The 14,176-nt window shown below is 45.6% G+C and carries 12 protein-coding genes and 1 tRNA gene; 9 read left to right on the top strand and 4 right to left on the bottom strand.

Features of this window, described 5'->3' with window-relative positions:
- Window positions 1–285: 285 nt before the first annotated feature.
- Complete coding sequence (locus Q7P67_RS10985; protein WP_303852087.1) at window positions 286–711, bottom strand: ClpXP protease specificity-enhancing factor SspB; 426 nt, start codon at window positions 709–711, stop codon at window positions 286–288.
- Between the two features lie 59 nt (window positions 712–770).
- Window positions 771–1,457: a PolC-type DNA polymerase III gene (locus Q7P67_RS10980; RefSeq protein WP_303852086.1), complete on the bottom strand. Its 687-nt coding sequence runs from the start codon at window positions 1,455–1,457 to the stop codon at window positions 771–773.
- Window positions 1,458–1,596: 139 nt separating this feature from the next.
- On the opposite strand from Q7P67_RS10980, the gene Q7P67_RS10975 reads away from it, so the two are divergent.
- Window positions 1,597–2,916, top strand: a complete 1,320-nt coding sequence (locus Q7P67_RS10975; protein ID WP_303852085.1) for an MATE family efflux transporter — start codon at window positions 1,597–1,599, stop codon at window positions 2,914–2,916.
- On the opposite strand, the gene Q7P67_RS10970 is transcribed toward Q7P67_RS10975, so the two are convergent.
- The gene (locus tag Q7P67_RS10970) at window positions 2,913–3,854 is read right to left on the bottom strand and encodes an ABC transporter ATP-binding protein (RefSeq protein WP_303852084.1); all 942 of its coding nucleotides are present in this window, start codon (window positions 3,852–3,854) and stop codon (window positions 2,913–2,915) included. The two genes, Q7P67_RS10975 and Q7P67_RS10970, sit on opposite strands and share 4 nt — an antisense overlap.
- Before the next feature lie 77 nt (window positions 3,855–3,931).
- Here Q7P67_RS10970 and dnaG point away from each other — a divergent pair, with 77 nt between their 5' ends.
- From dnaG to Q7P67_RS10930, 8 genes are all read left to right on the top strand, one after another.
- Window positions 3,932–5,650 (top strand): DNA primase, encoded by a 1,719-nt coding sequence (dnaG, locus tag Q7P67_RS10965; protein WP_303852083.1) that lies wholly within the window; start codon window positions 3,932–3,934, stop codon window positions 5,648–5,650.
- A 5-nt stretch (window positions 5,651–5,655) separates the two neighbouring features.
- Window positions 5,656–7,557 carry an RNA polymerase sigma factor RpoD gene (rpoD, locus tag Q7P67_RS10960; protein WP_303852082.1) on the top strand — a complete coding sequence of 634 codons (1,902 nt, stop codon included), beginning with the start codon at window positions 5,656–5,658 and terminating at the stop codon, window positions 7,555–7,557.
- A 46-nt stretch (window positions 7,558–7,603) separates the two neighbouring features.
- Window positions 7,604–7,677 (top strand) — tRNA-Ile (locus Q7P67_RS10955).
- 37 nt (window positions 7,678–7,714) lie between these two features.
- Entirely contained in the window at window positions 7,715–8,815 is a 1,101-nt protein-coding gene (locus tag Q7P67_RS10950) for a Nif3-like dinuclear metal center hexameric protein (protein ID WP_303852080.1), read from the top strand.
- 5 nt (window positions 8,816–8,820) lie between these two features.
- Complete coding sequence (locus Q7P67_RS10945; RefSeq protein ID WP_303852079.1) at window positions 8,821–9,552, top strand: zinc ribbon domain-containing protein; 732 nt, start codon at window positions 8,821–8,823, stop codon at window positions 9,550–9,552.
- The gene (locus tag Q7P67_RS10940; protein WP_303852077.1) at window positions 9,539–9,940 is read left to right on the top strand and encodes a ribonuclease HI family protein; all 402 of its coding nucleotides are present in this window, start codon (window positions 9,539–9,541) and stop codon (window positions 9,938–9,940) included. The genes Q7P67_RS10945 and Q7P67_RS10940 overlap by 14 nt, the downstream gene beginning before the upstream one ends.
- A gap of 128 nt (window positions 9,941–10,068) precedes the next feature.
- Window positions 10,069–12,882, top strand: coding sequence for a tetratricopeptide repeat protein (locus Q7P67_RS10935; RefSeq protein ID WP_303852076.1), 2,814 nt, complete (start codon window positions 10,069–10,071; stop codon window positions 12,880–12,882).
- A complete protein-coding gene (locus Q7P67_RS10930; protein ID WP_303852074.1) occupies window positions 12,869–13,384 on the top strand; it encodes a hypothetical protein in 516 nt (171 codons plus the stop codon). Before Q7P67_RS10935 ends, Q7P67_RS10930 begins: the two co-directional genes overlap by 14 nt.
- Here Q7P67_RS10930 and rsmI read toward each other — a convergent pair.
- On the bottom strand, window positions 13,355–14,176 hold the full coding sequence (gene rsmI, locus Q7P67_RS10925) for a 16S rRNA (cytidine(1402)-2'-O)-methyltransferase (RefSeq protein WP_303852072.1): 822 nt from the start codon (window positions 14,174–14,176) through the stop codon (window positions 13,355–13,357). The two genes, Q7P67_RS10930 and rsmI, sit on opposite strands and share 30 nt — an antisense overlap.

Below are 14,176 nucleotides of genomic sequence, written 5' to 3'. Positions count from 1 at the left end.
CGGTTGAGCGAGAGTAACGTGAGCGTATGGAGGCTTTGCCGACAGAAGCGCTGACGAAATTTTTCCATGGATGGAGAAAATTTCGTGGCAAATTGTAATGCCTCAGTATAAGGCTGTCAGTCCAGAGATAGAGGAGACAGGGATATGAGGTTTTTATAAAATATTTTCCATGAATTATGCCGTTTTCGCGAGCAATTGAGCATTTCTTGCGAAGACAGAAAATAAAATTGCGCCAGGTGAAGCGATCTCGTATCTCAGCCTGCGACAATGATTATGTTAAATGTTTTAGTTTTTTCTTTTGAACTGGATTACGTTGTTGGATGAAGCGGAGGTGTCTTCCGATATGTCGTCTGAATCGTCCTCTTCTTCTTTTTCAATGGGTTTAGGGGCATTTTTCCTGTTCTGCGGCTTGAAGCTGAACATAAATTCGGGTTTAACCGGATCGTTGAAGACAGCACTGACAGCATCCACAGGAATATAGAGGCTTTCCCAGCTTCCTGAGAATTTCATGTTAACGGTGATGCTGTCCTCGTCGATGCTCAGTTTGTCATAGGAATATGAACTGAAGACCAGTACCAGACCGTTTTTTTTCTCCTCACCGATGAGACCTCGTGACCCGATTATAAGGTCAGGGTGCGGCATAAGGTGTATGAAGAATTTTTCGTAGCTATTAAGAATTTCCTTTAGGACATTAAGTCTGAAGTCACTCATAACTTTAGAATACAGCAGTTAATGCTGACAGTCAACGGATAGGTTGCGTAATATAAAACTTATCCTGAAATCATTCTTTGACTTTCAATAAGCTGTCTGATGGATTCGAAGTCGGTTCTTGCCTGACTGATCATTTTTGTAAAAACCTCTGCTGTGGCAAGCGCATCGCCAAGAGCCGTGTGGCGCCCGTTGCATACAACTTTATACTTTTCAAGGAGAAGGTCGAGGCTGACATGCTCCTCTTTCTTTCTTATTGTTCTGGAATAGATGAACATGGTGTCCAGCCACTGGTTTTGCAGGGTGCAGCCGTAACAGTCTTCAAGTTCTTTATTTATCATTCTGATATCAAAATTTACATGATGTCCGACTATGACTGAGCTGCCGACAAAGTTTATGAAATCAGGCAGAACTTCCCCGGCCGTGGGTTTGTCCGCCACCATCTCGTCGGTGATATTATGCCATTTCACAGACTCGGCAGGTATAGGAATTTCAGGGTTTATGAATGAGTTATAGAAATCAATTATCTTGAAATTCTGCACTTTTACAGCAGCGACGTTTATTATTTTTGCGGTTGCAAGGTCTAACCCCGTTGTTTCTGTATCAACAACAGAGAAAACAGTGTTGTCTATGCTTTCATCCAGTGTTATATTTTTAGCGAAATTATCACACAGTCTATTAACATAGATAGATATAGGGTCTCTGGCTTTATCTGCGGCAGTTTTTTTATTAAAAAATTTACCTATCATATCATTAATCCTATGTAATGAAATGCTATTTTATTTAAAGCTATTGTAAAACCAAAACAGATTTATTGCAATATACTTTCGCGTGTATTAGTGTATATTTTAGCGTCGTATATGAAAAGATACGGCGTATGAGGAATTTATGATTGTTATTAACGACAGGTACCGCAGGGTGCTTGCAATTTCCCTTCCGTCTGCATTCCATAATCTAATGAACATGGTGCAGACAATGATTGATATGCTGTTTGTGGGACGCATATCGGCTGTGAGTCTTGCTTCCGTCGGTGTCAGTATGCAGTACACCGCTCTTCTGTATGCGTTTATGTCTCTGGTGTATGTCGGTACGAACGTTCTTGTTTCCCGTTTTTACGGCTCGAAAGATATGGAAAAGGCAGGGCAGACCATTTATGTGATGATACTTTTTTCTTTTGTCATCTCTCTGCCGCTAATGTTTTTCTGTCTGTTTCATTCGTCCGTGCTGTTTGAGATTCTCGGAACGGGAAAGGACGTTGTGCACGAGGGTACGATATATATTTCGAACTATTCGTACGCGCTTCCGGCACTTTTTGTTCAGGGAGTGCTTTTCAGCGGGCTGAACGCCCTCGGAAAGACGAAGATACCTCTTTATATAAGCATTTCCGGCAATCTTATGAACGTTTTTCTTGACTGGGTGATGATATTCGGGCATTTCGGATTTCCTGCAATGGGAATAAAGGGCGCGGCGCTCGCCACTGTTATTGTCATTTATTATCAGCTTATTGTCTATTTCATTTGTTATTTTTCAGGCAGGGGGATCAGGATAATCCCGTCTTTTGATATGGATCTTTTGAAACGAGGCATAAGGGTTGCGGTTCCGGCATGGCTTGAAAGGATAGTAGCTCATCCTTCGTATCTTGTTTTGTCGGCGCTGGTGGCGAAGTTCGGTGTTGATGCGCTGGCGGGTTATCAGGTGGGGCTACGTATTGAGGGTCTGGCATTTATGCCTGGGGTTGGTTTCATCTTTGCAAGCATGGCTCTGGTGGGTCAGGGGCTTGGCGCCGGAAAACCGGACGAGGCGGAGAAGGATGCGTATGCTGCGACTGTATCCGCTTCGGTGATAATGGGTATTTTGGGACTTCTTATGACTATATTTCCATATGCCTTAGCGCGGTTATTCACCGACAATCAGGCTACGATAGAGAATGCCGCATGGTATCTGCGGATAATGGGCATTTCACAGGTTCCTCTTGCCGTGTGCTTTGTGCTTTCAGGCAGTTTGCGCGGGGCGGGGGACACAAATATGACGTTCGCCATCAACGCTGTTTCTCTGTGGGGTTTGCGTATACTGCCGGCTTGGCTGCTCACTTTTTATGTGACTGACTCGGTATGGGTTTATCTTGTGGCGATGATAGAATCAGTGGTTCGTGCTGCGGTGCTTCTGATACGTTTCAGAAGCGGAAAGTGGAAGTCGATAAATGTTTAAAAAGGGTTGAAGCAGGAGAACCCGTCTTTGAATTCCGGTTTTTCACGGACGCATCTTTCTGTCTTTCTTTCGCATCTGTCTGCGAATACGCACTTGCTGTTGAATGAACTGCCGTTAAATGTTATGGTGCCCTTTATGGTGTTCAGGTACTGTCTTTTGTCTCCAATAGACGGGATGCAGTCTTTAAGCGCCCTCGTATACGGGTGCCGCATACTTTCGTTTTTCAGGTTGTCTGCGCTTAGGCGCTCCATAATCTCTCCCGCGTACATGATGCAGCTTTCGTCGGCAATCCTTGCGAGCAGTCCGAGATCGTGGGTTATAAAAATTACAGACAGGTTCTTTTCACGGTTAAGTTTTTTTATCAGCAGGAGGATCTGCTGCTGAACGGTTACGTCCAGCGCTGTTGTGGGCTCATCGGCTATGAGGACTTCGGGGTCGCAGGAGAGCGCCATTGCGATCATTACTCGCTGGTTCATACCTCCGGAAAGCTGATGCGGATAAGAGTTCATGCGTTCCGCCGGATGAGGTATCTCAACCTCTGCCAGAAGCGAGACAGCTTTTTCCCATGCCTCCTTTTTCTTCATCCCCGTGTTATGGGCAAGGATAGCCTCGGTAATCTGCGCGCCCACAGTAAATACGGGGTTAATCGAACCTGTGGGGTTCTGGAATATCATGGAAACCTTGCTGCCTCTTATGGCGGCGAAGTCTTTTTCGTTTTTTAGCTCTTGACCGTCAAGGATTATGCTGCCTGCCGTTTTCACAACAGGTTTTCGGATGAGGTTCAGGATAGTTTTCGCCAGAATGGTTTTTCCGCTGCCGGACTCACCGGCTATGCCGAGAATTTCTCCTCTTTTCAGACCAAGCGATACGTTCCGCAGGATTATAAAAGGGTTGTCCGGGCTTTTCAGTTCTACGGATAAATTATTAATTGACAGCATGGGCAAAATATATTTGATATTTGATTCTTTGTCTATACAATATAAGTATGCGTTATGGAGTTGTCTTTATTTAACTCATGAAAATACCTTCTTCAAAAATAGATGAAATACTGGAAGCAAGCGATATTTACGAGATAATCAATGATGTTGTTCCTCTGAAAAAGATGGGTAACAGCTTCAAGGGTCTTTGTCCTTTTCACTCGGAGAAAACCCCCTCGTTCAACGTGCATCCCGACAAGGGTTTTTACCACTGTTTCGGCTGCGGTGCCGGAGGGAACGTCATATCGTTTGTGATGAATTATTACAATCTGCCGTTTCCCGAATCAGTTCGTTTTCTGGCGGACAGATACGGGGTGGCGATAGAATATGAAGGAGCGGAGGTCAGCCAGACCGCGAAGGACATCGCCGCGCTCCATGAGGAACTGGTGCTTGATGCCAGAAAGAACCTTTATTCGGGAATAGGAAAAGAGGCTCTTAATTATCTGAAAAGCAGAAATTTTTCTGACAGCCTGCTTGAGCGGTTTATGGTTGGCTATTTCCCGCAGAAGTTCGATACGGAAAAATACGTCCGCAAATACGACAAAAGCGTACTTCAGGGTTCCGGACTGTTTAAAGAGGGGCAGTACGGTATGCGCCTTATGTTCTTCGACAGGGTTATGATTCCTGTGCGTGGAGTAACAGGCAGAACCATCGCATTTTCCGGCAGAACAATAACCGGGCAGATGCCGAAATATATAAATTCTCCCGAAACGGAAATTTTTAAAAAGCGCAGGGTGCTTTTTAATCTGGATCTGGCGAAGGAGCATATCCGAAAAAAAGGGCATGTGCTTATCGTCGAGGGCTATTTCGATGTGATGCGCCTTTTCGACAAGGGCTTCGGAAACTGTGTCGCCACAATGGGCACGGCGCTTACTCCGGAACACGTTACCCTGCTGAAAAGGTTTACCGAAGATATATATATGCTTTACGACGGGGACGATGCCGGATATAACTCCGCGCTTAAAAGCCTTGACGTTTTCGTAGCGGCGGATAACTTTCCAATGGTCATCTTTCTGCCGAAGGAGGACGACCCTGACACATTCCTCGACCGCGAGGGCGCCGAAGGTTTTGAAGAGCTGCTTGAAACCAGAAAGGACCTTTTTATTTTCACCGCCGAGACGCTTATGGAAAACTCAGGAGACATGAACGCACGTTTAAGAAATCTTGAGCGGATGAAGCAGATGCTGACAAAAGTGAAAAGTCCATACAGGAAAGAGCATTACGCGGAAAAGCTGGCAGAGATATTCAATGTCGGTAAAGAAATACTGAAAAAGGATATTGACCTTTCTGCCGCAAATAATAGTTTAAAAATAGTCGGCAGGCGTCCCGTTAAAAACGCCGTGCGCGCCGCCACATATATATATGAACGTGAGTTTATTGCCACATTGTTTAAACTGCCGGAAGACGTAGCCCTTATGCAGACCGAAAATATTCTGCCGGAATTTTTCAACGACAAAATTCTGGCTGATATATATAAGAAAGTGCTTGATGTTTTACGTGATGGTGATAATATCAGTGTCCTTTTGTGCTCACCGGACGTGGGCAGCGAACTGTCGGAAGCGGTCATAAAAATGCCCGATACCGATATCTACAGACTGGCGGCAGCTGCCAGAGAAAAGCTGATTTCAAATTCGGTTATGGACACCCTGTCAAAAGAGATAAAAACCTCAGACGACGGGGCGAAGGCGCGTGAGCTTGCTATAAAGAAATTTGAGCAGGCTGGACGCATGATGCGCAAAAGGAACCCGGAGGATTGAATCTGATGTCGAGAAAGATCAAGAGCCCTGAAGTCAAGAACATTATCGCCCTTGGAAAAGAGAAGGGATTTCTCACTTTCGATGAAATAAACGAAAATTTGCCGGACGAGATACTTACAACCGAGCTTATTGACGAGATCATGATGCTCCTTGCCCAGCTTAAAATAGACGTCATCGACAGCAAAGTGGATAAACCAGGTCTGTTTACTGCTGATGAGGATATCGACGACGATGACGACGAGTCTTTCGGTCTTCTGAAAGACGTGGGCGAAGAGACAATAAGTACGGACGACCCTGTCAGACTCTATCTGAAAGAGATGGGAAATATCCCCCTGCTCAACCGCGACGAGGAGATTGAAGTCGCCAAAGAGATAGAAGACGGACAGCGCAAAGTTCTGCGCGCCGTTCTGCTATACCCGAAAACAGCCGCCAAAATAATGGAGATTGCCGAGGGTATTAAAAATGACAGCATGAGGCTGAAGGACATCATAGATATTGAAGATGAGCTTGAAAACGAGCCTGTTGATATAGATGAACCCGATGCCGATATAATAAGAAATATTGATGAAGATTCCGAACCGGCGGAAGACGGAGAAGAGGACTTCATCAAAGACGAAGCGGAGACGGAAGAGGAAGAAGAGGAGATTGCCGTTGAGGCGGCTCCGGTTCCCGTTGATGAAAAGGAACTTCAGATTAAAGAGCAGTATATTGCCATTCTGGAGGATATCGCAGCGAAGCTGAAACAGAATATCAGCATCAACGACAGGATAAAAGAGGATAAACTGTGTCTGGACGAGATACTCTCTCTTAAACAGACCATGCACGATTCCGTTGACGACATCACAGACAAGCTCCTTGAAATCAAAGTAAATTACTCCAAGATATGCAACATAGCCGGAGATATAAAGTACGCTTATTCTTCAATTCTTGACGGTTCCAGAGAGCTTGAAAAGCTCTGTCGTCTTGTTAAGCTGACAGAATATCCCGAACTGGCTCTTATCTGCGAAGACGATATAAAATGTGCCTGCGAAAAACGCGGCATGAATGTCAATGATATAGCCACAATACAGAAAAAATTCAAAACCGCCAAAAAGAACTATGATGCCGCAATGGGTAATCTCGGTTTCGACAAAGCGGAACTTGACGTTATACACGACAGCCTCATAATGGGCGAGTCCGAAACGGAAGCCGCAAAATCTAAACTTATAGAGGCAAACCTGCGACTGGTTGTTTCCATTGCGAAGAAATACACCAACAGAGGTTTACAGTTCCTCGACCTGATTCAGGAAGGCAACATAGGTCTTATGAAGGCGGTTGAAAAGTTCGAATATAAACGCGGATACAAATTCTCCACCTACGCCACATGGTGGATACGTCAGGCGATAACCCGCGCCATAGCGGATCAGGCGCGCACCATCCGTATCCCCGTCCACATGATAGAGACCATCAATAAGATGATGAAGATAACCCGTCAGCTTCAGCAGGATATGGGGCGCGAACCCACGCCTGAGGAGATATCCGTCAAGATGGATATCCCTGTTGAAAAGATTAAAAAGGTTATGAAGATAGCCAAAGAACCCGTGTCTCTTGAAACGCCCATAGGCGAGGATGAGGATTCGAGTCTCGGCGACTTTATCGAGGATAAATCCGCGAAAAATCCTTCGGAAGAGGTTACATATCTCAAGCTGAAGGAGCATACCCAGCAGATACTGGAAACTTTGAGCCACAGAGAGTCTGAGGTGCTTAAACTGCGCTTCGGCATCAACTGCGACTCCGACCATACACTTGAAGAGGTAGGTAAGAAATTCAATGTCACACGCGAACGTATCAGACAGATCGAAGCAAAAGCATTGAGGAAACTGCGCCACCCCACAAGAAGCAGAATTTTAAAAACTTTTACTGAATAAAAGTATTGACAAAACCGTAATTTACGAGTAAAAACATCACTCCCAAGGGCCAATAGCTCAGTTGGCTAGAGCCACCGGCTCATAACCGGTAGGTCGCTGGTTCGAGTCCAGCTTGGCCCATTTTTTTAACTTTTAAATATCACAGAGAAAGGACTAAGTGGCAAGGATAAGAGATTTACGAAACTATTTGGAGAAGGGTATCGCTGACCGTGACCGTCAATACGACTGGGACAACAGCGGGAACCAGATAGTACCTGACGACAGGGAAATCAACAAAGCCGCATTTGCACTTGATCCTTCAGAAAAGGTTATTAACAAAGCAATAGAAGAGGGGTGTGAGGTTCTGATAACTCATCACCCCCTTTTTTTTGGCTCTCTGAAAAGCCTTAATTTCGACAAACCTTTCGACAGAAAAATCATAAAAGCCATCCAGAACGGACTGGCGGTTCTTTCGCACCACACAAGTCTTGACCTTGCGGATTACAGCCTTAACGACCACCTTTGCGCGCTTCTCGGCGGCAAAGTTGAAGAAACCCTTGTTTCCGAGGGACGCACCGAAATGGTGAAATTCGTCGTCTTTGTGCCTGTGACGCACTCTCAGGCTGTCAGGGAAACCATGGCAGCGGCGGGTGCGGGAAATATCGGGAACTACTCTGACGTCTCCTTCTCAGCGGAAGGGACGGGCAGGTTCAAACCATGTGACGGCGCAAACCCTTTCATCGGCACGCCCGGCGCACTGGAAGAAGTTCATGAACACCGCATCGAAACCATCATTGAAAGATCCAAAATCACCAATCTCATAAAAGAAGTTATAAAGGCGCATCCTTACGAAGAGGTCGCATACGATGTATATCCTGTCCTCGGCGGAGCGGAATACGGTCTGGGGCGCATTGCTTCATTTGAAGCGGCGATGCCAATGTCCCGCTTCCTTGACCACGTCCGTTTTGTTCTCGGTGCGGACGCTCTGCGCGTCAACACATCCGACCTGTCCGGCAAGGTGAAGCGTTTTGCCGTTGTAACGGGCAGCGGTGCCTCTCTCTGGAAAAAATGTATCGGAAGGACTGATGTTCTTGTCACAGGCGATTTGAAGCACCATGAGGCCCTTGACGCCCGTGAGGCGGGTATCACTGTTATCGACGGCGGACACTTCCATACAGAGCGAATCTTTATGAAATATCTGGCTGAACAAATAAGTAAACAATTTAATATAAAATCAGTGCTGATAGACGAAGAACCGCCTATCATCAACTGGAGGTAAAGTACATGTTGGAGATAATTTCGCAGCTTATCGAGATTCAGCGTCTGGACAACCTGATAGCCGATGCGGAGGCAAAGCTCGCAGGTCAGCCCGAATATGTTCAGAAGGCACAGACGGAGCTTGATAAAGCACAGGCGGCTTTCGATGAGTTCAACGCAAAATACGAAAAGGATCTTGCCGCCAAAACTCAGGTTGAGAAAGCCTATGAAGAGGGCAAGACTCTCCTTGAGAAAGCACAGAAAAAACTTCCCGACGTTAAGAACAATAAGGAATATGAAGCTGTGCTGAAAGAGATGGATACGCTGAAAAAGAACGTTTACGAATCCGAGCTGAGACTGATCGAGCTTACGGAAGCTGTGGACAAATACAAAGCCGAAAACCAGTCTGTCATCGACAAACTTGAAAAGATGAAAGAAGAGCTTGAGTTCACCAAAAACCAGAAGGATGAGGAGAACGCAGAACTCATAAACAGGCTTGCCGAAGACAAGGCCGCAAGAGCGGAAGCCATCAAAGTTATCAAAAAACCCATGCTCTCAAAATATGAGAGAATCAGGGACGCAAGACACAACCTCGCCGTTGTGCGCGTTGACAACGAAACCTGCACAGGCTGCTGCATAAAGATTCCGCCCCAGCTCTATGTTGAGGTCAAAAAAGAGAAGGAGCTTCTCCAGTGCCCCAGTTGCCAGAGATTTCTTTACGCTGTTGACGAAGAAGAAAAAACTAATGCCGAAGATTGATATATACACAGACGGCGCGTCCAGGGGGAATCCGGGACACGCCGCCTGCGGTTTTGCCGTTTATGCCGACGGGGTTGAGATATACACCGGAAAGAAATACCTTGGTCAGGCGACTAACAACTTTGCCGAATACACAGCCGTTATTGAAGCTGCGAAAAACCATATTGTCAGGGATGTTCAGGAACTGAATTTCTTTCTGGATTCCGAACTGGTGGTTAAGCAGATGAAGGGTGAGTATAAGGTGAAACATCCAAATATCATACCGCTTAAACAGGAGCTTGATGCTGTTCTTGCAGGAAAAAAAGTGACTTTCACCCATGTTCCACGCGCAATGAACAAGACAGCCGACAGGCTCGCCAACGAAGCCATTGACGAAGCCCTCGGATAAGAATAAAATCTATCAACTTTTACGCAAATTGTCCGATTAAAATCCTACGGAAGGTTTTCCGAACGGAGTCGGGATTTGCCCCATAATAATATAAAGTACCGGAGGGATAACGGATTATGCCGCCGGACATGAACAGCGAAAAAAACAGGTTTTCACGTTTGCGTCTGCCGTACCGCGTTGTTATCATCGCAGCAGTATTTCTGTCTGTGCTGATGTTTTCCTGTTCAAAAGAGGACAAACCCCAGCCCAAGCTCGACGAAAAGATAACAGATACCAAACCTATCGTTTCGCCCATCATAAGCCCTAATGAGAATATCACCAAAGGCAACGATTTTTTCCTCAAGGGCGAGTTCAACAACGCAATCGAATTTTACAGCGAAGCGCTTGCGCAAAACCGCTCCATTGCCTTTTACAACATAGGGGTCAGCTACTATCTGCTCGGTGAGATAGACAAGGCGGAAGACGCTTTCCGTCAGGCTGTTAAAGAGAATCCAAACTTCAAGGAAGCCTATATGAACCTTGGCGTAGTCCTTATGCAGACGGGCAATCTTGAAGAGGCTGAAAAAATAGTCCGCAGGCTCTTGAAGGACAATAACGCCAGTTCTGCTAAGATGCTTGTGAACATGGCTAATATCCACCTGAAACGGGGCGAGACGGCTCTTGCCGCCGAATATTTTCAGGAGGCGATGAAAAAAGGCGAACATTCTAAATACGTTCAGTCGAACTACGCGTATTTCCTTATGACCATAGGCGAATATAAAGACGGCATTGCTATCCTTGAAAATCTGCCGTACAAGGATTACACAGACTATTATAACCTTGGAAGCGCATACTACAACGAGGGAATTTACCAGCAGGGGCTTGTAAATTCGCTGAAAGCCATGGAACTTTTCCGTACGGAGGAGGCTGTAAACCTTTCGGCACTGAATTATGCAGCTCTGGGTGATAATAAGAGTGCCATTTCCCTACTTAAAGAGCTTATAGAGAAAAACCCGCTTGAGGAGTACAGGTTCAGGCTCGCAAAAGCATACTACCACGACGGTCAGTTTAATGAAGCGAACAGCGATATTACGTCGCTTATAAATGAATTTCCTGACAAAACAGACTATTACAGACTCAAATATGAAGTTCTGTTAAGTATGGGGGAAATAACTGCCTCCGGCGGTTTTGCGGCGGCTTCATATGAGCGCTTCAAAACAGACGATATGCTTTATATGCTTGTTAAGCACAGAATAATATATTACGAGCCGCTTGGTTCAGTGGAATCGGAACTGCTTTCTGACAGGTCTTCGCCTTTTCTTAACCTTGCACGGGTTGCGTACTATATCTTTAAAGATAAGATGGTACCCGCCAGGAGGTTCATAGAGAACATTCCGCCGGAAACCGATAACGACTATTACGTGTATCAGTCTTATATCAACATGAAATATAAGAAATATGATAACGTTCTGACTTATGCAAAAAAAATAAGCAAGTCCAGACCGGAATATTTCTGGTACCGGGCGGCCGTCTATTTCAACACCAACAATGTTTCAGGTCTTAAAGAGGTTGTTGCGGAACAGGTTCAGCGAGAGGGCACCTTTACGCGGAACATGAACATTAAATTCCACCTGATACCGAGAATCGACGATATCGACTTCGCATACAGGTTCGACGGAAAGTTCGAACAGATGCTTTCCCTTATGCTCTATCCGCTGTTTATAGAACCTTCTGAAATGATGAATTTCGTTGCTATGGGGTATAAACTCCTGCAGGAGAATGAAAAACTGAGCGCTCTGCGCGAACTTGAGCGGTCTGTTGAGTTTTCCGAAGGTATAAAGCTGAATAACGCAGGCGTCGCGGATATGTTTGCCTACAGGTTTAACGAGGCCTACGACAAGTTCAACAGGGCAAACGAAATGCTGAATAACAACCCCTATACTCTATATAATATGGGGCTTGCAAAGCTGAACCTTGGAGATCCTGAACTTGCGGCGAAATATTTTGACACCGCCGTGCTCCAGAACAACTATCATTTCCCCGCATATCTCGGGCTTGCCGCCACAATGAAGCTGATGGCGAAAACCACAACCCCCGCAGACTATTACAACATTGTCAGAGACAGAGCCGTTCAGGCGGTGGAGAGCAAGCGGAACATACCGGAACCGATACTCTATTCGTCGTTTCTGGCGGAAACAGGACTTGGGATGTATAAAAAGGTTAAGGAGGATCTTGAGCCTTACAGAAGCAGAAACACCTATTTCAAAAATCTTTATGCCGTTGCCGACTACATGTCCGGCAGCGGACACAAGGTTCTTATGCCTCTCAACAATATGCGCAGCATATACAGAGGGCGGGCACTCTGGGATCTTACAGCAACGGAGGAAGGTTTAAGCAAATCAATTGATACAGGACTTTTAAATGACAGAACTTATAAATTTATGAAGTCATATGCTTTGATGAAACAGGGCAAAAAACCTTCTGTGTTTAATTTTGCTGAATACAAGGACGATAAGGCGGCGCTCAAGGAAATGGTATATTACAGTATCCTTCTGCGGGATAAGGATTCCGCTCTCAGATACCTCCAGCAGATGAGTGCTCTGGATATCCGGTATAAAGAGCTTTACAAGGCGTCACTGTACTATTTCCTCTGGATAGAGGACTTTGTTAACGCCGAAGCGTCATACACATCGCTGGCGAACCTCCGTGGATTTGATAAATACAGCGATTATTACAAACTTCTCTATTTCGTGCTGAATTATAACGGAAGAAGGCTTATGGACAGCGTATCGGAATATATGAAAAACTATCCGCAGGAACTTACCGGAAAAGAGGTTCGAATGATATATGCGCTCCGAAGTGAAAATTTTGAAATGACACTTAACACAATCAATGATATAGAGAAGCATAAGAAAAACTTCCTCACGGATTTGTCGCTGGAGATTAGCATTGACGGTTTATAGAATAAGCAGAAAACTGCTCTACGGAATGATACTGCTTTTTGTTTCGTCCCTTTTCTTTTCATATTCTTATACAGTTAAAGACGGTTCCGGCAGCTCTGCCGCGGTTTGCGCCGTTATGACGGTATTTCTGCTGTATAACCTCGTAAGTATGCTGATAAGCCGTGTTTCCGTTGAAAACGGTGAGATAAATCAGAGAAACATGATGGGTACCAAAAGCATAAAAATGTCTGAGCTTGAAGAGATCGGGATAGTCAACCTCCGTTGGCGGGTGATACTGATATTGTCCGACCCTCACAAGTTCGTGTTTATATCTTCCATGTATGGCGATTTTGAAGAGTTTACCAATATGCTGAAAGAAAACGTGCCGGACAGTGTCAAGCCTTCGCTGGATAAGCTGACCCATAAGGTTATAACAAGAAAGAAGATGTTTCTTTTCGGGCTGATGGCGGCGGGTTCGGTATTTTATATAGCGTCAGGACTCTACAATCTCCTGTACCGCTGAGTAGGCGTCGTTTCGTTTATAACCAAGCGCTTTCAGAATATTAACTGTGTCTTTTGAGCTGTAGCCAGCCTTGATGAGCTTCTTTGCGGTTTCGCCGCAGTCTGATGGTTCCGCCTGCGTATCTTTTCTGCGATTGTTCACAGCCACCACAAACTCCCCCTTTTTCATAAGCTGCTCTATGTCGGCCTCGCTGTTTATGAAATAGGACGATTCATACAGCTTTGATATCTCTCTTGCGCAGAATATAGGCGCGGGGAAAACCTGCAGAAGAGTTTTAAGGGTGTCCTCTATCCTGTGCGGAGATTCATAGAAAGCTATCACAGTGTTATATATTGTGAGGGTTTCAGCCGTTTTAAGGCGTTCTGACGGTTTGTGTGGCAGAAATCCGTGAAAGTAGAAGTCGGATATATCGAAACCTGACATCATGAGAGCTGGAACGAACGCAGTGGCACCGGGAAGCGCCTGAAACTTTACGTTTTCACGCACGAGAACGGATGTAAGTGTATTACCTGGGTCGCTGATGCAGGGGGTGCCCGCCTCGGATATGACGCAGATGGTCTTGCCGCCGCTCACGGTGTTCAGAACCTTTGCTGAAGCCTGTGTTTCGTTATCTTTGTGGTAAGACTCCACAGGCTTCTTTATGTCAAGCGCGTTCAGAAGAGATTTCGCGGTGCGGGTATCCTCCGCAAAAACAACATCACATTCTTTCAGCGCCTCAAGACTGCGCAGGGTGATATCCCCCAGATTTCCGATGGGCGTGGGAACGAAGGTTACAGGGGGAAGTCCGCTCAA

This window comes from Seleniivibrio woodruffii (genome assembly GCF_029267515.1).
Taxonomy (GTDB): Bacteria; Chrysiogenota; Deferribacteres; order Deferribacterales; family Geovibrionaceae; genus Seleniivibrio; species Seleniivibrio woodruffii_A.
The sequence above is the reverse complement of the archived record's forward strand: the minus strand, read 5'-3'. Positions and strand labels throughout refer to the sequence as shown.

Excerpts from the sequence above, each read along its gene's own strand:
- Q7P67_RS10940 (WP_303852077.1), top strand. The coding sequence starts at position 9,539 with ATGCCGAAGATTGATATATACACAGACGGCGCGTCCAGGGGGAATCCG.
- Q7P67_RS10935 (WP_303852076.1), top strand. The coding sequence starts at position 10,069 with ATGAACAGCGAAAAAAACAGGTTTTCACGTTTGCGTCTGCCGTACCGC.
- Q7P67_RS10980 (WP_303852086.1), bottom strand. The coding sequence starts at position 1,457 with ATGATAGGTAAATTTTTTAATAAAAAAACTGCCGCAGATAAAGCCAGA.
- dnaG (WP_303852083.1), top strand. The coding sequence starts at position 3,932 with ATGAAAATACCTTCTTCAAAAATAGATGAAATACTGGAAGCAAGCGAT.
- rpoD (WP_303852082.1), top strand. The coding sequence starts at position 5,656 with ATGTCGAGAAAGATCAAGAGCCCTGAAGTCAAGAACATTATCGCCCTT.
- Q7P67_RS10970 (WP_303852084.1), bottom strand. The coding sequence starts at position 3,854 with ATGCTGTCAATTAATAATTTATCCGTAGAACTGAAAAGCCCGGACAAC.
- Q7P67_RS10985 (WP_303852087.1), bottom strand. The coding sequence starts at position 711 with ATGAGTGACTTCAGACTTAATGTCCTAAAGGAAATTCTTAATAGCTAC.
- Q7P67_RS10945 (WP_303852079.1), top strand. The coding sequence starts at position 8,821 with ATGTTGGAGATAATTTCGCAGCTTATCGAGATTCAGCGTCTGGACAAC.
- Q7P67_RS10975 (WP_303852085.1), top strand. The coding sequence starts at position 1,597 with ATGATTGTTATTAACGACAGGTACCGCAGGGTGCTTGCAATTTCCCTT.